Source organism: Undibacterium sp. 5I1 (assembly GCF_034314085.1).
Classification (GTDB): domain Bacteria; phylum Pseudomonadota; class Gammaproteobacteria; order Burkholderiales; family Burkholderiaceae_D; genus Undibacterium.
Genome location: NZ_JAVIWI010000001.1, coordinates 3,316,402 through 3,337,007, shown reverse-complemented (window position 1 = coordinate 3,337,007; position 20,606 = coordinate 3,316,402). Strand labels below are relative to the sequence as shown.

Below are 20,606 nucleotides of genomic sequence, written 5' to 3'. Positions count from 1 at the left end.
GTTTTTTGTGAAATAACGGGGGAGTATAGTAAATATGCCGCTAATTGATGCTACGGGTCAGGCCCATCTCCCCGCTGATGTCAATCCGCGCATCGTTAGTCTGGTGCCGTCAATTACCGAATTGCTGTGCGATCTGGGGCTGGCTCCCTGGCTGGTCGGTCGTACAGGTTTTTGTATTCATCCGGCAGATATTGTCAAAACCATCCCCAAAATCGGTGGCACTAAAGATGTCAATATCGAGAAAATCCGTCGCCTTGCGCCTACCCATCTCATCGTCAACATCGATGAAAACCAAAAGCCCACCGTTGATCAACTTGCCGCATTTATTCCACATATCGTCGTCACCCATCCCATCACACCGCGTGACAATCTTGCCCTGTATCGTTTGCTTGGCGATATTTTTCAGGTCGCACCAGCCGCTGAAAAACTCTGCGCCGAGTTTGAAAAAAACTACGCTCAGCTCCACACCAAGCCTGACACCAAGCCTGACACCAAGCCTGACACTAAGCACGACACTAAGCACGACACTGAGCACGACACTGAGCTAGCACCGCCGGCGCAAATCGCACTACCACAAACCATGCTGTATTGCATCTGGAAAGACCCGTGGATGACGGTGTCCAGCGATACTTATATTGCCAATATGTTGTCTCTGATCGGCTGGAAAACCTGGCAGCATCCACAGTCCACCGAGCGCTATCCCCGGTTTGAGTGGAGCGATCAAGTAGCCAGCGAGATTGACGGCGTTTTGCTCTCGACCGAACCCTATCGGTTTACAGAAATCCATGTTGACGCTTTAGAGCAGCAAATCGGCAAACCAGTTCAGCTGGTAGATGGCGAAATGCTGTCCTGGTACGGCAGCCGCGCGATTGCTGGGTTGGCATATTTAAGGTCGCTTTAACATGGCAAAGCGTTTCGCGCGCAGCTGAGTTTTATGTATAAATTGGTTTATAAGAGTGCTTCAGACATCTTATTTTTACATCCTGCAAACTCCATTTTTACTCAATTACCTCTATTTATCTATTTGCGTAAGAGCGATGTAAGTGCATGCCCGCACTCTCTTAAGGCGGAACTTGTCTTGCCCGAGAAAAGTGCCTCGTCATACAGATAAATAAAAATGAAAAGACAGCGCGCATTTTTTCTCGCCTGGTTCCCTTTTCGGGTAAATCTCAGATTCAAAATTGATGCATGAGTTAAATATACTCTAGGAGGGTATATTTTAGTTGTCCATATAATTATTGGTCAATAAGGTAATTTTAGACAAATTTAATGGGAGTATATAAATATCCGATTGTTTTGTAGGCTACAAAAATGGAATAAACAATGACATTGAGGATTTTTTTTACGGAGAATTTCGCCACGTATTTATTGGTTAAAGCATTTGTTTTTTGCTCCATGGTGAAGCATTTTTGATCGATATTCGATGTATACCATTAATACCACACTGCCAGCTGGCTTCCTTTTCCGCCTCCGCACTTCATGCTACCTTTGAGTCAGCTATACAACTTAAGCAATTCCTGCAAGATAAAGATGGCTTGAAGACGGCTAGGTTTGCCGGACACGCAACATTCCAGTGTCGATTTCAATTTTCAAGCTTTCTTTTTAAATTTAATCACTAGCTCAGCAAAAGCTACACTCAACCAGACTTTTAAATAAGGCCTTAAAACATGCACTCATATAACGGCAAACTAGCTTGCCTTGCGGCGGCGATTTCCTCCATTTTTGCAAGTTCCGCTTATGCTCAAACAACGACGGATGCCACAGCTGGTGCGGCAAAACGTACTGAGCAAATTGATACCGTCACAGTAACCGCCCAAAAGCGTAAAGAAGATGCCAGCAAAGTACCGCTGAGTATTTCAGTCATCCGCGGCGACGATATCGTCGGGCAACATATTACCGACATCGGCGACGTCACCCGGGCGATTCCTAACGTCTCTTTCTCTGGTGCCAGCGGTTCCGGCGCTGGTCTGAACAATATTGAAATCCGCGGCGTCAGCTCCGCCGCAGGTTCGGCCACCGTTGGCGTGTATATGGACGACGTGTCGATGACGACGCGCAATCTGTACAGCTTGGGTAGCGCCGAACCAAAACTGTTTGATCTGGATCGCATCGAAGTGTTACGTGGCCCGCAAGGTACTTTGTATGGTGCCAGCTCCATGGGTGGCACGCTGAAGTTCATCACCAATCAGCCTATCTTTAACGAGCGTGAGGCCAATTTGTATAGCGAAGTCTCCTCCACCAAAGGCGGCGGCACCAATTACACCGTCAACGGCGTATTCAATATGCCATTGATCAAAGATGAAATGGCATTGCGGATTGGCCTGCAAAAAGGGCGTAACAGCGGCTATGTCGATCAGGTTTCTCCTACCAATGGCAAAGTGGTCGCTTCCGGCATTAACTCGGAAGAAAGTTCCGTCGCCAGAATCGCTTTAAAGTGGTCGCCAACCAAGGAGTTGACGATTACGCCAGCGATCTTTTACCAAGAAGTAAAGACCGCCGACATCGATGCTTTCTACACGTCGTTGCCTGGCAATCAAACCAACAAAATCGTCAGAGAACCAGGTACCGACAAGTTGACTGTACCTAGCCTGACCATCAATTACGACATGGGTTTTGCTGATCTGGTATCGGTATCAAGCTTATTTCAACGTGACTTTGATCGCACTCAAGACGGCACCGTCGTCAACAGTAGCTATATCGGTGGCCTGATTAGCAGCTTGCCGAATGCACCTGCCGGACTGGGTGATACGGTTGCCGCATTACCTTCTGCCGTCTATCTGAATAATCAGGTTCGTCAGTTCTCGCAAGAGGTACGTTTGACTTCTAAACCATATGATCCGAAGGTTTCTCCCTTTACCTGGATTGGTGGTTTGTTTTATTCCAATTTAAAAACCAATGTGTTGGATAACGAGCCAGTGTTTGGCATCAACAAGGCGTTTGCTAATGCAGGCGTGAACCCCGCTGATCCTAACTTGTTAGGTTCTTCCTTCCCAGGTGACAACTCTTATTTCAGCGGACGTCATTACCGTACAGAGCAGACCGCCTTGTTTGGTGAGGTTAATTACTACTTTAGCCCAACGCTGCATGCTACCGTCGGTGCTCGCTATTTGCGGGCGACGGATTCCTTGTCGCGTGATGGTGACTTCTTCTTTGCCGGCGGACCTGCGCACTCGGATGCCAGTTCCAACTTCAAGGCAACTACCCCTAAATTTGCGATTACATGGCAAGTCGATCCTAATAATAATTTGTACGCCAGTGCCAGCCAGGGCTTCCGTTTGGGTGGACAAAACCGCGCAATTCCAGTCTCGGTTTGTGCCGCAGACTTTAAAAATCTGAACTTAACTTCGGCACCAACCTCATTTGATCCAGACAAATTATGGAGCTATGAAGTCGGTAGCAAATCGCGTTTGATGGGCAACCGTTTATCTGTTAATTTGGCCGCGTTTTACATTGACTGGAACAAGCTACAACAAGACGTGTCCTTGCCAGGTTGCGGTTTCGACTTTGAGACCAACGTCGGCAAAGCAAAAAGCTATGGCTTTGAATTTGAAGTTAAAGCCAAGCCAAGTTCCAACGTCCTGATCGGCTTCTCCGGCGGTTACACCGATGCCAAGTTGTCCAGCGACATTCCATCTATCGGTGCAGTCTCTGGCGATGCTATTCAAGGCGTACCTAAATACAATGCCAGCCTGACAGGTCAATACAACTTTGATCTTGCCAATGATACTTACGGCTTCGCTCGTGCAGCGGTACATTGGGTAGGCAGTAGCCACGGTAGTCTGGTACACACCGATCCTGACTATGATCGCCCTGCTTACAGCACCGTAGATGCCAGCGTTGGCGCAACTTGGGGTACGTGGGAGTTGTCCTTGTTTGCAAAAAATCTGCTGAACAACGACAAGGTAATTCAACGTCCTAATGTCCAGTTTGTCAGCGAAGGTTACCGCGTTCGTCCGTTGACTGTAGGCTTAAGCTTGTCTGCAAAAATGTAATTGATGACGAAATAAAAAAGGGAGCGAAAGCTCCCTTTTTTTTGCACCATTGCCAGATCAAACTTCGATTGCGGCTCAATATCAGACCTATTAAACCCAGATTTTCCATTAGACCGCTATCACTTCGCAGAAACGCAGACGGCGTGAGGTCTTCAGAGGGATAGCACCACCGCGATTTGAGTGGGAACGCTACAGCGACAATGGCACCTTTGGCGAACTGCCTGGCGTTGTTGCTCCTCCTAGCAAGATGCAGCTTGCGTCGTCGTCGCGTCTAGCCAGCCAGTCCTCCAAAGACACACTTGTCGCTGTTCCAATGGAAAATCTGGGTTAAAACGAACTATTAAAACCAAATTACATGAGCAAATTACAAAAACATCTTGCGTGGATTAATACTGTCTCAACGCAATAGCCCCGACACACCACGATAAAGCAGGAATACACCAAGCATAAAACCAGCTGCAATAATGATCCAGAAGCTGATCGGGCTGTTATCACGATCAATGATAGAGAACTTACCAATCACCCATCCGTTCTGAATACCAAATATCGACAAGCCTATGGGCAGCCAAGCGCCAAATAGTGCGCCGAGTGGCTCCCGCAAGGCGTGATATCTGGTGCTGTGTTCAATCCATAACATCAACATCATCATGCAGATGGCATACACCACGAATAGCTTAATTTGATTTTTAGGCATGAAGGGGAAATGTCGATTTTTGGAGCATGCAGCAACATTGCGAATAACGATAGCAATAGCTGTCGATACGATTAATCTTCCTGAGCAAAGTCGTAATCAAAATCGTAGGCATGTTTCCCATCGGCGATATTAATCATCAGCTTGCCGGTCAAGCCACGTAATTCCCCCGTACCAGAATCTGGTACCACGGTTACTAATAACTGTGGTGCGCCACGATTCATGATGCCGTTGTGCTGGAGCGCAAAACTGCCGCTGCGACCGTGCAACGATCCGGTGACATATTCTATGGCGACATACGCCGCCGATCCTTTTACCTCGGTACCGATACTCAGCATTTCGCCTTGGCTTGCGCCGACTAAATCGCCCTGAAACTGTTTATCAATTGAGCGCCTGCCCATCATCGCGACGGCCTCGCCGTGGTGTAATGTCAGTGCCGATAAAGTGACTTCAAATGTGCCCGTTGCTTTGGTGGTCATGATGTTCCCTGGTAGCTGATTTCTGTGCTCACGCAAAAATAGATTCAAAAATAGATTCAAAAATTGCTTCAAAAATTGATTCTTATATTGATTTGCTTGTTGGCTCTGATTTGAATTTTCAGAAGTCCACTTTACTCTTTGCTATGCTTAGTATCTTCCGTCGGTGCGACCAGCGGCAAATGCAAAATAAAGCATGCGCCCTGGCCATAATGACTTTCTACACTGATTTTGCCGCCCAGCAGCGAGGTCACGATGTTGTACACAATATTCAAACCAAGTCCGCTGCCGCCGCGCCCTAGTTTGGTGGTGAAAAAAGGGTCAAAGATGCGCGACAAATCCTCGTCCGGTATGCCAATACCATTATCTTGAAAGCGGATTTCCAGCGTCTCCTGGTCAAGTCGTTTTGCGGATAAATGCATGGTGCCGCTCTCTGGATTTGTAAATTGCTCAAAGCCATGCAAGATGGCGTTGTCGATCAGATTGCTGATGACTTGTTCCAGCGGACCCGGATAACTATCCATCTCGATATCGTCAGCAATATCCAACTGCATTTGTATGCCTGCTTGCTGGATTTTGATAATTACTGTTGCAAGGATATCTTGACTGATTTTTTTCAGATTAAAAGGCCGTCGCTTAGAACTCGCCTGATCTACTGCAACTTGTTTAAAACTCCTGATTAATTCTGCCGCACTGCTTAAGCCGCGCTCTAGCAGCGCCGATGCTTGCTCGGCTTCTTGCAGATAATTGATCAGCAAAGAGCGTTTAATCTGGCCTTGTTCTAACAAGGCGGTAAATTCTGTTGTACGTTCTTTGAGCGTGCTAGAAATCAGCAAGCTATTGCCAATCGGTGTGTTCAGCTCATGCGCCACGCCAGCCACCAGCGAACCCAGTGCGGCTAATTTTTCGCTACGGATTAAATCATTTAAAGCGATGCGCAATTCGCTGGTGCGATCAGCGACATTTTGCTCTAACAAGACATTGGCTTTGGATAGCGCCAGCTCGGCGGCTTTGAGGTTGGTAATGTCGGTGTAGGTGGTGATAAATCCACTTAGTTTTTGACCCGGGTTGCGATCTGCGTTGCCATCGTTTTTATTTTCGCTTTTATCCTCATGAATATCGACATTGATGTCTTCATAAATCGGATTGCCCTGCACCAGATGCGTATGTCCGTTAGGACGGGCTCGCTCAAATTGGTGGGCTTCAAAGCGCATCGCCAAGGCCAGACGTTGCTGGATTAAATCGTCGATATTGCCGTCGCCATATTCGCCACGCTCGGCCATGATGCGTAACAAATCCGCAAAATGGACACCACGATAAATACTGGCCGGGTCGTAATCGAGGATGTCTAAAAATCCTTGGTTCCAGGTTTGCAGGCGCAGGTCTTGGTCAAACACGCTGATACCTTGCGGCATATTGCTTAATATCGTTTGTAGCAACAGTGACTGGCGCTTATATTCGGATTGAATACTACGTTTGGCGGTGATATCGACACAGGTAGTGACAAAGCCGCCGCTACTGATCGGTGAACTACGTACCTCAAGAATACTGCCGTCGCTGCGCGTGCGCTCATAGCTAAATGGTGTTTTTCGTTCAAGCAGACCTAAAATGTACTGAAATCGCTGGGCATCGTTGTTGCCGAATTCGCTAAATTCACCGCGCGCAATATTGAAGCGAAGAATCTCTTGAATATGCGGCATTCTTTGTTCAATCAATGCTGGCGGCAGATCGAGTATGTTGACCATGGTCTGGTTCCATGCCACCAGATAACCGCTGTCATCCATCAAGCTGACACCGCCCGGAAAATTATCCAGCAAAATTTGCAGCTGTCGGCTTCTGCGCAAGGACTCTTGCTCGGTGCGTTGGCGTTCTGTCAGATCGCGCACGACGATAATGATTCTGATGATGTCGCCGTCAATCAAGCGACTGATACACAATTCGGTAGGGAATAAAGTGCCGTCCAATTTGCGGGCGATCCACTCAAAGCGTTGGGGATAACCTGCTACCGCCAGCCGCACATAAAATTCGGCAGCACTGGGGGAATCTCTACCATCAGCCTGGTAGGGCGCAGAGAAATCAACTGGCGATTTAAACATCAATTGCGCCCGGGTCGCGCCATACAGACGCTCGGCACTGGGATTGCAATCCACTAGCTGGTTATTTTCCATTACGATCAAACCGTCTAGCGATTGCTCCACCATCGCATGGTAGATCGCCTCTTTAGAAACGCTGGCAGCGCCAAACATCTGCCCGCCAGAATTGTTATCGGGCGTCATCGCGTGGCACGCAAATGATCCGCAACAGCATACGGACTTAGCCAAACGGAGTGGTGCGGGCGCTGTTGCATACGACTCCCTATTTTGTTTTTTGCGTCAGCTTGCTTGTGGCTGCGTTTGATCTCAGCGAAAGCGAAGTCTTAGCGCTTAGAATAGTACAAAATGACAACAAAAAATAGAGCGATTTTTTAAATCGCATGCGTGATATTTGGATATACAGAGCAGATAAAAAATATACCCGCTATGAGTATATTTAGATTGTCCATATATTAAATAGACGATTGGCTGTTTTTATGAAAAATAATGGGGAGTATCTTGGCCGTGCGGGAAACGAGCGAGTAAAAAGGGTATAAAAATCTGTGCTGGTTTTGCATCATTTGGTCACCGATTTATTTATTGGTCAGTGACACGCCCGCAATCACCAGTAAACCGCCAATCACCATCGACACCAGAACCGGCTCTCCCAGCAAGAGCGCGCTTAGGCTGATGCCAAATACCGGCACCAGATTATTAAACACCGCCGTGCGCGCCGGACCTATGGTTTTTACGCCTTCGTAATACCAGACAAAACCAACCACCGTACCGATGGCGCCCAGATACGCAATCGCCGCCACAGCGGGCCAGGTAAAGTGCTGCCAGTTGACGTCGCGGATTTCAAACAGCGCGCCACATGCCAGCAACAACAAGCCCCACAGCGCCGCGTAAGCGGTAGCGGCAATCGGGCTGAGACCTTTGAGCGCATGGCGACCGATGATAGTGTAAGCCGCCCAAGCGCAAACGCCGGTAAACATAAATAATTCGCCCGCACCGACAGATTGTGCGATGTCATGCCAGGCGCCAGCCAGATCGCCGCGGGTGATCACGATGGCCGCACCGACAAACGCAATGGCAATGCCCAGCCATTTTCTAAAGCCCAAACGCTCACCAAAAAACGCCGCCAGCGCCAGCGCCGTGATGATGGGATTGAGCGCCACGAACAAGGCGGTGCGACCAGCGGGCATGCGCTCCAGCGCGGAGAAAAAGCAAATGTTATATAAAAAAATCCCAGTCGCACCCAGCGCAAAAGTCGCATGCATTTGCTGTCGTGTCAGTTTGGGCAAGCCGCCTTCCAAACGCCACGCCATCAGCAGCAACAAACTGCTGGCAACCAAGAAACGTCCGGTCGCCACAATCAGATGCGGGATTTGTTGCACCACCACTTTGCCAGCGATAAAAGTGCCGCCCCAGAACAACGCGACGAAGACGAGTTTGATATAAGTGCTATAGGTGCTGACGGGCGCTGGATGCGTGGTGTTAGGCATGAGTAGAGGAGGATGTGAAGGATGATAAGTTGGGTCGTGCTGAGTTGCTCACCAAGGTAGCAAAAGGTCTTAATGCCGCATGAGGTTCGCCGCCAGATGATTCGCTAAATTTCAGCTTGATTATTTAAAATTTGGGGAGTATCGGTTTAATTAGTCGTATTGTCCAAATAAAATATGGACAATACGGCATTGATGTAACTTACCCCTACCTAGTATAGTTATCAGTTAGGCAGTGACAAATCGCATAATTCCGTCAGCACCCAAGTTGCGGCGCAGTACTCCATCGAACCACAACTTATGTAAATGCGCCAGCGCTTCACCCAAGGCGAACGTCAGTTGATGTGCGTCCAGTGCGCGTGGAAACATGATAGGGACGATATCTGCCGCGGATTTTTCGGTCGCACAGGCCGCGACGACTTCTGCCAGACGGTCGCGGTGATGGTCATTCAGTTGCTGGATGCGGGTATGCAAGCCGCGAAAAGGTTTGCCATGCGACGGGAGTATTAACACGTCGTCCGGCAAGGATGCATATTTTGCCAGCGAATCCAGATATTGCTGCACTGGATTGGCTTCCGGCTCAATCGCAAACACCGACACATTGGTCGAGATACGTGGCAACACCATGTCGCCGGAGATCAGCAGATTCAGCGCTGCGCAATACAACGAGGCATGCTCCGGTGAATGGCCGAAGCCGGTAATGATTTGCCAGTCATGCCCGCCAATCCGCACGTCCCGGCCTTCTTGCATGCGCCGATATGCCGTCGGCACGCTTGGCACTAGCGTGGTGTAATAACTTTTACGCTCGGCAATCTGCTCTTGCATCTCCGACACCATACCGTGTTTTTTAAAATGCGGAAACATCGCGCTGCCATCGGCGCCCGGCAAGCTAGCCGACATCATGCGGGCAAATGCGTACTCACCCGCCGTCATCCACAGCGGTGCTTGCCAGCGTTGGCATAACCAATCCGCCAGACCAATATGATCGGGATGACAATGCGTTGCCAGTACCCGCACAATCGGCAGACCGCGCAGGCCGAGTGCAGGATCACTGAATAAGGCTTCCCATGCATCGCGCGTCGGCTCGCTGGAGATGCCGCAGTCAATCGCAGTCCAGCCCTGCACTACGCCATGCTCGCCCTCGTAATCATCTTCAATCAACCACAAATTGATATGGTTCAGCGCAAACGGTAAGCCCATCCTGATCCACAACACGCCCGGCGCGATGACGATGGTTTTGCCCAAGTCGGGCAAGGTGTCGCCCAGCGGATAATCGAGTTGCAGTTCAAGAGGATTCATAGCGGTTTTCTGGTCTCGTGATGTGATTTCTTGTTGTGTTCGTTTTGCATTTAATTGAAGGTCAGTCGGCGAGCATGAGGGCATTCTGGGAAATCCTATTTTTCGGCACACATGCGCCAAGGAATATCCTACAATGCGATTTCAGGCAGTTTGACGCTTACGTTAACGTAAATGCCGAGCGTAAATACCAAGCATAAATGCAAGCTGAATGCAAACGTTCATGTGCAGCTTACTTACAACAATTATTTGCGACGATTATTTGCCTGCAATATCAGCGCGCAATACCAACGTACAGTCGCCGTTTGCAAGCAGTGCCTGCGATTGTAGCCAGAAAACCGCTTTCCTGTTTTGTCCGATGTTTTGTCTACTATTCTGATTTCCCGACTTGATCAACATGGCCACCTACACAATTACCGACCTCGCACGAGAATTTGACATTACCCCGCGGGCGATTCGTTTTTACGAAGATCAAGGTCTGATCAGCCCCACGCGGGACGGTCCCAGCGGACGCAACCGCGTCTATACCGCCCGCGAAAGGACGCATCTCAAACTAACCCTGCGCGGCAAACGTCTCGGTCTGAGCTTGTCTGACATCAAGAGTCTGGTCGATATGTACGGCTCACCCAAGGACACAGCACCGCAGTTACAAAGCTTTTTAAGTGTTTTAGCGCGCCATCGCGCTGCCTTGGAGCAACAGCGTGAAGATATTGAAGTTATGCTGGCAGAAATCAGCGCACATGAAGAAGAGAGCAATCGCTTGTTGACGCTGGCAGCTCATTCTGAGAATAAGTAAAACTACCAGTTTGCATTTTAGAAATATGATTGACGTTTACGTAAACGTCAATTTGAAGTATGATTTTTGGCTGCATTTCCATCGAGTTTGTATAGAATTTCGCTGCGATAATCATTATCTGGTAACACATTCAACATAAAAAAGTGAGGACGACATGCTGCATCTCCCAGGTTTAACGTTTGATCATGGCGAAGACATCGCCGCCTTGCGTGAAGCAATCCAGCAATTTGCGGAGGCAGAAATCGCACCGCGCGCGGCTGAGATTGACCGCAGTGACCAGTTCCCTATGGATTTATGGCGCAAACTGGGCGATCTAGGTGTGCATGGTATGACCGTTTCAGAAGAATACGGCGGCGCCAATATGGGTTATCTGGCGCACATCATCGCGATGGAAGAAATTTCCCGCGCCTCTGCTTCCGTCGGCTTGTCTTACGGCGCGCATTCTAATCTGTGTATCAACCAGATCAATCGCAACGGATCACCTGAGCAAAAAGCTAAATACCTTCCAAAACTGATTTCTGGTGAGCATATTGGTGCATTGGCTATGTCCGAACCCAATGCAGGATCAGACGTCGTCAGCATGAAATTACGTGCTGATTTTAAAGGCGATCGCTGGGTATTGAATGGCACCAAAATGTGGATTACGAATGGCCCCGATGCGGATACGTTGGTGGTGTACGCCAAGAATGATCTGGAGGCGGGTCCACGCGGCATGACCGCTTTCCTGATCGAAAAAGGTTTTAAAGGTTTTAGCATCGCGCAAAAACTCGACAAACTCGGCATGCGCGGCTCCCACACGGGTGAGCTGGTATTCCAAGATTGCGAAGTGCCAGCAGAAAACGTCCTTGGCGGTCTGGGCAAAGGTGTCAACGTATTGATGTCAGGTCTGGATTTTGAGCGCGCCGTATTGTCCGGTGGTCCGCTCGGAATCATGCAAGCCTGTATGGATGCCGTTGTGCCGTATGTGCATGACCGCAAACAATTCGGTCAGCCTATCGGCGAATTCCAGTTAATGCAGGGCAAACTGGCGGATATGTATTCCACCATGATGGCTTGCAAAGCCTATGTGTATGCCGTTGGTCAGGCCTGCGACCGAGCCAAAACACCAGAGGCGGTGCGTGCGATGCGCAAAGATGCCGCTGGCGCGATTTTGTACTCCGCAGAAAAAGCCACCTGGATGGCGGGCGAAGCGATTCAGACTCTGGGCGGCAACGGTTACATCAATGAATATCCCGTCGGACGTTTATGGCGTGATGCGAAGCTGTATGAAATCGGCGCAGGCACCAGCGAAATCCGTCGTATGTTGATCGGTCGAGAGTTGTTTGCAGAGACGAAGTAAGGGATTATCCGTCCTTGAAATAAGGCGGGGAAGCAGATGTGCGCTGGCAAGATGGATGGGGTATTTGTACCGGTTTTGCCAGTGTGTTGATGTCGAATTAAAAGATACTCCCAGTAGGTATATTTAAGTTGTCCTTAGAATCAATGGACAATAAGGCATATTTATAAAATATATTGGGGAGTATATTAAAATATGTCGATACTTTTGCAGAATCAACTTTTTACGTTAGCGCAATAATCCGGTCTTTTTCTCATGCTTCAATCATTCGCCAACCAGCTTCGATGAATAGCTCACTTGCCATGTTAACTACTTTGCCAGCTACTCTACACATCCAGACACCATTGCTACAGCATCGCAAGTTGTCGGCGCAGTTACGTAAAGCAGTCTGGCTGAAGATGGAAAACACGCAGCCTTCGGGCTCATTCAAGCTGCGCGGGATTGGTTTGATGTGCCAGCGCGCGGTCGCCAATGGCGCGACGCATCTGGTTTGTCCGTCCGGCGGCAACGCCGGATTTGCCGCTGCTGTGGCGGGCGCCGCCCTGGCAGTACGCACCACCATCGTCGTCCCACACTCGACACCCGAGAATGTGCGTGAGGCAATTCGCGCAATCGGTGCGGAACTGATTGTCGAAGGCACGCAATGGGACGAGGCAAATCAACTCGCGCTTAAGCTGTGCCAGGACCCGAATGCAGTGTATATCCCGCCGTTTGATCACCCTGATATCTGGGATGGCAATGCCACGCTCATTGATGAAGTAGTGCAGGCAGGACATGATTTTGATGTGGTGATTTGCTCGGTCGGCGGTGGTGGCTTACTCAGCGGCATCGTGCAGGGTTTGCAACGCAATGGCGCAGCGAATATTCCGGTGATTGCAGTAGAAACTGAGGGCGCCGCATCGTTACATGCAGCAGTGCAGGCGGATGAGCTGGTGACCTTGCCTGCGATTACCTCCATTGCCAGCACATTGGGTGCGCGACGGGTAGCGCAGCAGGCTTTTGATCATACTCAAACCCATCAGATCCATGCGGTCACTGTCAGCGACGCACAGGCGATACAGGCGTGCCTGAGTTTTGCTGACGATATGCGTACTTTGGTGGAGCCTGCTTGTGGCGCTGCTTTGGCCGTAGCGTATCAAGAGCTTGCGATCTTGGCGCAATATCAGCGACCCTTGATCGTCGTCTGCGGTGGTATGGGGGTAGACTTGGCGAACCTGATCAAACTGCAGTCTAGTTTGCAGCCGAGTTTGTAACCCAGAGCGAATATGAAACTTTTGAATTCTGCCGCCGCTGTTAAGGCTAAATCCGAAGCTAAATCCGTACCAAAATTGCCCCGACACTAAGACACTATGCCCCAAGTCGCCTTCCCTAAATTGTTGTCCTCTCAGATCGCGTTCGATATTGCGCGTACGATCATGGATGGCTTCGACAAACATTACCGTTTGTTCCGCGCCTCCAGCCAGACTGCAAAAAGTGATTTTGAAACCGGCAACTGGAAGGCCGCACAAAATGCAGCGCGTGAACGGATCGGCTATTACGACAAACGCGTGAAAGAATGTGTACAAACGCTGGAAGACGAGTACGAGCAAGAGGACCTGACAGATCAGGTCTGGCGCGAAGTGAAGCTGCATTACATGGGTTTGCTGATCGACCATTTGCAACCGGAACTGGCAGAGACATTTTTCAATACGGTCTGTACCAAGATGCTGCACCGGAATTACTTCCATAATGATTTTATTTTTGTACGCCCTGCAGTTTCTACCGAATACATCGAGAACAAAGACACGCCACCAACTTATCGCGTGTATTACCCCGCCAAAGATGGCTTGCATTACACACTCAAACGTATCATCACTAATTTCCAGCTCAAAGCCAGTTTTGCGGATTTGGACAGGGATGTAGAGTTCGTCGCTGAGCGTTTAAAAGTGCTGCTAGAAAGCGATAAATTAGAGCCAAATCATCAGATCCAGGTACTGGCGAATTTGTTCTTCCGCAATAAGGGAGCTTACATCGTCGGCAAACGGATTAACGGGAATAAAGAATCACCTTTTATCATTCCGATTCTGCACAATCGTAAGGGTGAATTGGTGCTTGATACCATTCTGTTTGACACGATACAGATCACGATTTTGTTCTCGTTCACCCGTGCTTATTTCATGGTGGACATGCTGGTGCCATCGGCCTATGTGCAGTTCATCCGCAGCATTTTGCCGAAGAAGCCGCGTAGCGAAATTTACACGATACTGGGTTTACAAAAGCATGGCAAAAATTTGTTCTACCGTGACTTTTTGCATCACCTCAAATACTCTTCAGACCGCATCGAAGCCGCACCCGGTATCCGCGGTCTAGTGATGCTGGTGTTTGCTTTGCCGTCGTTCCCGTATGTGTTCAAGCTGATAAAAGATAGCTTCCCGCCACCGAAAGAAACCACCAAAGCGCTGATCAAAGAAAAATACCAGCTGGTCAAAAATCATGATCGCGTTGGACGTATGGCAGACACGCTGGAATACTCGGATGTCGCGTTTCCACGAGCCCGTTTTTCTGAAGAGTTGCTGGCAGAAATCAAGCAATATGCGCCCTCCATCGTAGAGGAAGAGGACGACGAAATCATCATCAAACATCTGTATATCGAAAGACGGATGGTGCCCTTAAATATTTTCTTGGGCGAAGCAGAGAAAAGCGGCGATGATGCGGCCATTGAGCACGGTATTTTTGAATACGGCAACGCCATTAAAGAGCTAGTCGCGGCAAACATTTTCCCTGGCGATATGCTGTATAAAAACTTTGGCGTGACGCGCCATAGCCGTGTCGTGTTCTATGATTATGATGAGATTGAATACGTTAGCGATTGTAATTTTCGCGTGATTCCGCAAGCGCGTAATGAAGAAGACGAGATGGCGTCGGAGCCATGGTATCCAGTCGCAAAAAATGATGTATTCCCAGAACAGTTCGGCCCTTTCTTATTGGGCAACCCCAAGGTGCGGCAGTATTTTATGAAGCATCATGCCGATTTACTGACAGCAGATTACTGGCAAACGCGCAAGCTACGCATTATGGCGGGCAAAGTGGATGATGTTTTCCCTTATCCGCAAGAAGTACGCTTCAGCCATCAAACTCAACTGCATCAGTTAAATGAGTTGAAAACACAGAGTTCGCAAAAATAATTCACAAAAGTTCGCTTCATCTTTACAAACAATTTTTTGGAGATATCACATGAATGATCCTATCGTTATCGTCGGCGCCGCACGCACACCTATGGGTGCATTTCAGGGCGATTTTTCTTCTGTCACCGCTAGTCAATTAGGTGCAGTAGCGATCAAGGCGGCAGTCGAGCGCTCTGGTGTTAAACCAGAACTGATTGAAGAAGTTTTGTTCGGTAACTGTCTGATGGCAGGTCAAGGTCAGGCGCCAGCGCGCCAAGCTGCATTGGCTGCTGGTTTGCCCATGTCTACCGGTGCGGTTACCTTATCAAAAATGTGTGGCTCTGCGATGAAGGCAACCATGATGGCGTTTGACTCCATTCTTGCGGGCAGCAATGAAGTCATGGTCAGCGGCGGTATGGAATCGATGACCAACGCACCGTATCTGATTCCAAAAGCGCGTGGCGGTTATCGTATCGGTCACGGCATGATGTACGACCACATGATGCTGGATGGTCTGGAAGATGCATACGACAAAGGCAGATCAATGGGCACTTTTGCCGAGGATTGCTCAGCCAAATACCAGTTCAGCCGCGAAGAGCAAGATGCGTTTGCAATCGCCTCTGTCAAGCGCGCACAAGCAGCGACTGCCGATGGTTCTTTTGCATGGGAAATCGCTCCTGTGACGGTATCTGGCCGCAGTGGTGATGTCGTTATCGACAAAGATGAAGGTCCGCTCAAAGCCAAGCTCGATAAAATTCCGGCATTAAAGCCAGCGTTTAAAAAAGACGGCACGATCACTGCTGCATCCTCTTCATCGATCAACGACGGTGCCGCTGCACTGGTCTTGATGCGTGAGTCTAAAGCCAAAGAACTCGGCTTGACACCGATCGCTAAAATCCTCGGTCACGCCAGCCATGCGCAAGAACCAGGTTGGTTCACCACAGCACCCATCGGCGCGATAGAAAAGCTGTATAAAAAAATTGGTTGGACAACTGCCGATGTCGATTTATTTGAGATCAATGAAGCCTTCGCAGCAGTGCCAATGGCGGCGATGAAAGACCTCGGCATTTCTCATGACAAGATTAATGTTCACGGCGGTGCTTGTGCACTGGGTCATCCTATTGGCGCATCAGGTGCCCGTATCATTATCACTTTGATCGGTGCGTTGAAAAAACAAGGTAAAAAACGTGGTGTCGCTTCACTATGTATTGGCGGCGGTGAAGGTACTGCGATGGCAATTGAGCTGGTTTAAATAGTACTCAGCGCACCCGATCAACAAACTCAATTTTTATCTTCTATCTTCGGAAAAATAATGCCAACAGCCTTAATTCTCGGTGCCTCTCGCGGTATCGGCCACGAACTGGCAAAGCAATACAAAGCTGCCGGGTGGCGCGTCATCGCCACTGCTCGCAAACCGGAAGATCTGGCGACGTTACAAGCGGCGGGATGTGAGGCTTTACCGCTGGATGTCACCAATCTCAACGATTGCGCGGGATTAGGCTGGCGGCTGGATGACGAAAAAATTGATGTCGCAATTTTGAATGCCGGTGTCTACGGGCCACGTATTTCTGGCTTAACTTCACCGGATGAAAATCATTTTGACGAGGTCATGCATACCAACGTTCTGGCTGCGATGCGTATCTTACCGATGGTGTTGCCTCTCGTAGAAAACACCAAAGGTAAGCTGGCAGTGATTTCGTCACGTATGGGATCAATCAGCTTGCGTGAGAGTTCCAGCGGATGGTTGTATCGCGCTAGTAAAGCCGCTCTCAATTCAGTGTTAAAAGATGTCTCGCTGGAAGCAAAACATGTTGTCTGCGTTGCCTTCCATCCAGGTTGGGTACAAACTGATATGGGTGGTGCTGGTGCAGATATCACGGTGGAACAAAGTGCCAGCGGCATACGCGCTAGTCTGGCTGCTTTTACCGCAAAAGATAATGGGCAGTTCTTTAATTACGACGGCACGGGTATAAGCTGGTAGCAAGCGGGTAAATAAGTTAGTAAGTCATTAGCAATCCATAAAAATCACGAGACTAAGCATGTTATTAACGCCAGAACACGAAATGATACGCGATGCTATTCGCGCCTTTGCTCAGGAAAAATTAGTGCCCAACGCGGCGCGTTGGGATAAAGAGCACCACTTCCCTGCCGCAGAATTAAAAGAACTAGCGCAGATGGGTGCTTATGGTGTCGCCGTGCCGGAAGAGCTTGGCGGTGCCGGTATGGATTATCTGTCTCTGGCGCTGGTACTGGAAGAAATTGCCGCCGGTGACGGTGGAACTTCTACCGTGGTATCGGTCAACAATTGTCCCGTGTGCAGCATCGCAATGATGTATGCGAACGATGCCCAAAAAGAGCAATGGCTGCGACCGCTGGCCAGTGGCAAGATGCTTGGTGCTTTCTGTCTGACCGAGCCGCATGCAGGCAGCGATGCTGCCGATCTTCGTACTACAGCGAAGAAAGAAGGCAACGAATACGTATTGAACGGTGTCAAGCAATTCATCACCAGTGGCAAACATGCGGACGTCGCCATTGTCATGGCAGTTACGGACAAAGCTGCAGGTAAAAAAGGTATCAGCGCTTTTTGGGTGCCAACTAATACACCGGGTTATATCGTCGCCAGTCTGGAACAAAAAATGGGGCAGCACTCTTCCGATACGGCGCAAATTTTATTTGAAAATTGTCGTATTCCAGCTGAGAATTTGATTGGCGAAGAAGGCATGGGTTACAAAATTGCCTTATCCGGTTTAGAGGGCGGACGTATCGGGATTGCCTCGCAATCAGTGGGTATGGCACGCGCTGCATTTGAGGCTGCTCTGGCGTATGCCAAAGACCGTACCAGTTTTGGTAAAGCGATTTTTGATCATCAATCGGTACAGTTCAAACTGGCCGATATGGCGACCCAGATCGAAGCTGCCCGTCAACTGATTTGGCATGCCGCCAGTTTAAAAGACGCAGGCAAGCCTTGTCTGAAAGAGGCGGCAATGGCGAAATTGTTTGCATCTGAAATGGCAGAAAAAGTCTGCTCCGATGCGATACAAGTGCACGGTGGTTATGGCTACGTCAGCGATTTTCCCGTCGAGCGGATTTACCGTGATGTGCGGGTTTGCCAAATCTATGAAGGCACTTCAGATATCCAAAAAATCCTGATTGGACGTGCGTTAGCGCATGGTTAAAGTTCACTCTCCCGCAAGCGGCAGAATGAATAAACCGCTGTTTGGTCGGAAGAGAAAAAATTGAAAGACATAGTGAAAGCAAATAAACCGGTATGACAAAGTTGTGTCCCTGTGATTCAGGAAAACAGTTTAGCCAGTGTTGTGCCCCCTATTTAAGCGGTAGCGTTATCGCGTCTAATGCAGAGGTCTTGATGCGCTCCCGCTATACCGCCTATACCTTGGGAGATGAGGCTTATCTGCGTGCGACTTGGGATGTTCGCACTTGTCCGGCAGAAAAAATCGTGCATGATGAGCCAACTCAATGGTTGGGTTTAGAAGTTAAAAATTACTCGCTTGATACAGGTAAGACGGACAGCGCGTTAGTAGAATTTGTAGCACGTTACAAAATTGGCGGGCGAGCACATCGCCTGCATGAGCTAAGCCGTTTTTTACAAGAAGATGGTAAATGGTTTTATGTAGATGGTAGCTTTCCGACCAAAGACGATAAGAAGAGAAAAGACAAATGACGACCTTAGATTCCAAACTGAATAGCCGCTCCGAAGACTTCAAAGCCAACGCTGCTGCTATGCAGCGAGTGGTCGATGACCTCAAAGAAAAAGTAGCTAAGATCGCTCTCGGTGGCGGTGATGAAGCACGCAAAAAACATCTGGCACGCGGTAAGTTGTTGCCACGTGATCGGGTGCAAATGTTATTGGATGCAGGTACGCCATTTCTAGAGTTCTCACAACTTGCCGCCTACGATATGTACAAAGAAAAGAGCGGTGCCGACGCCGCTCCGTCCGCCGGTGTAATTACCGGTATCGGTCGCGTAGCAGGGCAAGAATGTGTGATTGTCTGTAACGACGCGACGGTGAAGGGCGGGACTTATTATCCGTTGACGGTCAAAAAACATCTGCGCGCACAAGAAATTGCCGAGCAAAATAATTTGCCATGTATTTATCTGGTGGACAGTGGCGGCGCTAACTTGCCAAATCAGGATGATGTATTCCCTGATCGGGATCATTTCGGTCGCATTTTCTTCAATCAGGCAACCATGTCGGCCAAAGGTATACCGCAAATCGCGGTGGTCATGGGCTCGTGTACCGCTGGCGGCGCTTATGTGCCGGCGATGAGTGACGAATCGATTATCGTCAAAAATCAAGGGACGATTTTTCTGGGTGGTCCACCGCTAGTCAAAGCCGCTACCGGTGAAGTCGTCAGCGCCGAAGATCTTGGTGGCGGTGACGTCCACACACGTCTTTCCGGTGTGGTCGATCATCTGGCACAAAACGATACTCATGCGCTATCAATGGCGCGCACCATCGTCTCTAACTTAAATCGTCAGAAGCCAGCTAGCGTCGTATTAAAAGAAGTAGAAGAGCCGAAATTCCCCCCGCAAGAATTATATGGCGTCATACCGGTAGATACCCGCAAACCATTTGATGTGCGTGAAGTGATTGCGCGTGTAGTCGATGGTAGCCATTTCGATGAATTCAAGGCGCGTTATGGCACTACCTTAGTCTGCGGCTTTGCACATATCCACGGCATGCCGGTAGGTATTATTGCGAACAACGGTATTCTGTTTTCTGAATCTGCATTAAAGGGAACGCATTTTATTGAGCTATGCTGTCAGCGCAAAATCCCGCTAGTATTTTTGCAAAATATCACCGGCTTCATGGTCGGTCGCAAATATGAAAACGAAGGTATCGCCCGCAACGGCGCAAAGATGGTTACCGCTGTCGCCACTGCCAATGTACCAAAATTTACCGTCATTATCGGCGGCAGTTTTGGTGCCGGTAACTACGGCATGTGTGGTCGCGCTTTCTCTCCGCGCTTTATGTGGATGTGGCCAAATGCACGTATCTCCGTCATGGGCGGCGAACAAGCAGCCAGCGTACTGGCGACCGTTAAGCGCGACGGCATCGAAGCCAAAGGCGGCACGTGGACTTCGGAAGAAGAGGACGCCTTTAAGCAACCGATCAAAGACCAATATGAGCATCAGGGCCACCCCTATTTCGCCTCCGCCCGCTTGTGGGATGACGGCGTGATTGATCCGGCAGATACGCGTATGGTGCTTGGATTGGGATTGTCAGCAGCGTTGAATGCGCCGATACCGGATGTGAAGTTTGGTTTGTTTAGGATGTAGG

General features: G+C 49.3%; 16 protein-coding genes. 11 read left to right on the top strand and 5 right to left on the bottom strand.

Going from position 1 to position 20,606, the window contains the following annotated elements:
* Positions 1–34: 34 nt before the first annotated feature.
* Positions 35–901 (top strand): helical backbone metal receptor, encoded by an 867-nt coding sequence (locus RGU72_RS14670; protein ID WP_322120434.1) that lies wholly within the window; start codon positions 35–37, stop codon positions 899–901.
* Between the two features lie 766 nt (positions 902–1,667).
* Positions 1,668–3,992 (top strand): TonB-dependent receptor, encoded by a 2,325-nt coding sequence (locus RGU72_RS14665; RefSeq protein ID WP_322120433.1) that lies wholly within the window; start codon positions 1,668–1,670, stop codon positions 3,990–3,992.
* A 397-nt stretch (positions 3,993–4,389) separates the two neighbouring features.
* On the opposite strand, the gene RGU72_RS14660 is transcribed toward RGU72_RS14665, so the two are convergent.
* The 5 genes from RGU72_RS14660 to RGU72_RS14640 all read right to left on the bottom strand — a co-directional run bounded on the left by RGU72_RS14660 (position 4,390) and on the right by RGU72_RS14640 (position 10,032).
* Positions 4,390–4,686, bottom strand: coding sequence for a hypothetical protein (locus tag RGU72_RS14660; RefSeq protein WP_322120432.1), 297 nt, complete (start codon positions 4,684–4,686; stop codon positions 4,390–4,392).
* A gap of 71 nt (positions 4,687–4,757) precedes the next feature.
* The gene (locus tag RGU72_RS14655) at positions 4,758–5,162 is read right to left on the bottom strand and encodes a DUF3224 domain-containing protein (protein ID WP_322120431.1); all 405 of its coding nucleotides are present in this window, start codon (positions 5,160–5,162) and stop codon (positions 4,758–4,760) included.
* A gap of 131 nt (positions 5,163–5,293) precedes the next feature.
* Positions 5,294–7,435 (bottom strand): PAS-domain containing protein, encoded by a 2,142-nt coding sequence (locus RGU72_RS14650; RefSeq protein WP_322120430.1) that lies wholly within the window; start codon positions 7,433–7,435, stop codon positions 5,294–5,296.
* A gap of 389 nt (positions 7,436–7,824) precedes the next feature.
* A complete protein-coding gene (locus RGU72_RS14645) occupies positions 7,825–8,736 on the bottom strand; it encodes a DMT family transporter (RefSeq protein WP_322120429.1) in 912 nt (303 codons plus the stop codon).
* Between the two features lie 225 nt (positions 8,737–8,961).
* On the bottom strand, positions 8,962–10,032 hold the full coding sequence (locus RGU72_RS14640) for an MBL fold metallo-hydrolase (RefSeq protein WP_322120428.1): 1,071 nt from the start codon (positions 10,030–10,032) through the stop codon (positions 8,962–8,964).
* Positions 10,033–10,426: 394 nt separating this feature from the next.
* Here RGU72_RS14640 and RGU72_RS14635 point away from each other — a divergent pair, with 394 nt between their 5' ends.
* The 9 genes from RGU72_RS14635 to RGU72_RS14595 all read left to right on the top strand — a co-directional run bounded on the left by RGU72_RS14635 (position 10,427) and on the right by RGU72_RS14595 (position 20,605).
* Positions 10,427–10,825 carry a MerR family DNA-binding transcriptional regulator gene (locus RGU72_RS14635; protein ID WP_322120427.1) on the top strand — a complete coding sequence of 133 codons (399 nt, stop codon included), beginning with the start codon at positions 10,427–10,429 and terminating at the stop codon, positions 10,823–10,825.
* Between the two features lie 154 nt (positions 10,826–10,979).
* Positions 10,980–12,164 (top strand): isovaleryl-CoA dehydrogenase, encoded by a 1,185-nt coding sequence (locus RGU72_RS14630; protein ID WP_322120426.1) that lies wholly within the window; start codon positions 10,980–10,982, stop codon positions 12,162–12,164.
* Between the two features lie 281 nt (positions 12,165–12,445).
* Positions 12,446–13,414, top strand: a complete 969-nt coding sequence (locus tag RGU72_RS14625) for a pyridoxal-phosphate dependent enzyme (protein WP_322120425.1) — start codon at positions 12,446–12,448, stop codon at positions 13,412–13,414.
* A gap of 96 nt (positions 13,415–13,510) precedes the next feature.
* Entirely contained in the window at positions 13,511–15,325 is a 1,815-nt protein-coding gene (aceK, locus tag RGU72_RS14620; RefSeq protein ID WP_322120424.1) for a bifunctional isocitrate dehydrogenase kinase/phosphatase, read from the top strand.
* Between the two features lie 49 nt (positions 15,326–15,374).
* Positions 15,375–16,556, top strand: a complete 1,182-nt coding sequence (locus RGU72_RS14615; protein WP_322120423.1) for an acetyl-CoA C-acetyltransferase — start codon at positions 15,375–15,377, stop codon at positions 16,554–16,556.
* A 60-nt stretch (positions 16,557–16,616) separates the two neighbouring features.
* On the top strand, positions 16,617–17,285 hold the full coding sequence (locus RGU72_RS14610; RefSeq protein WP_322120422.1) for an SDR family oxidoreductase: 669 nt from the start codon (positions 16,617–16,619) through the stop codon (positions 17,283–17,285).
* A gap of 58 nt (positions 17,286–17,343) precedes the next feature.
* A complete protein-coding gene (locus RGU72_RS14605; RefSeq protein WP_322120421.1) occupies positions 17,344–18,480 on the top strand; it encodes an acyl-CoA dehydrogenase family protein in 1,137 nt (378 codons plus the stop codon).
* A 92-nt stretch (positions 18,481–18,572) separates the two neighbouring features.
* A complete protein-coding gene (locus RGU72_RS14600) occupies positions 18,573–18,986 on the top strand; it encodes a YchJ family protein (protein ID WP_323491791.1) in 414 nt (137 codons plus the stop codon).
* A complete protein-coding gene (locus RGU72_RS14595; protein ID WP_322120419.1) occupies positions 18,983–20,605 on the top strand; it encodes a carboxyl transferase domain-containing protein in 1,623 nt (540 codons plus the stop codon). The genes RGU72_RS14600 and RGU72_RS14595 overlap by 4 nt, the downstream gene beginning before the upstream one ends.
* The last annotated feature ends 1 nt before the right edge of the window (position 20,606 follow it).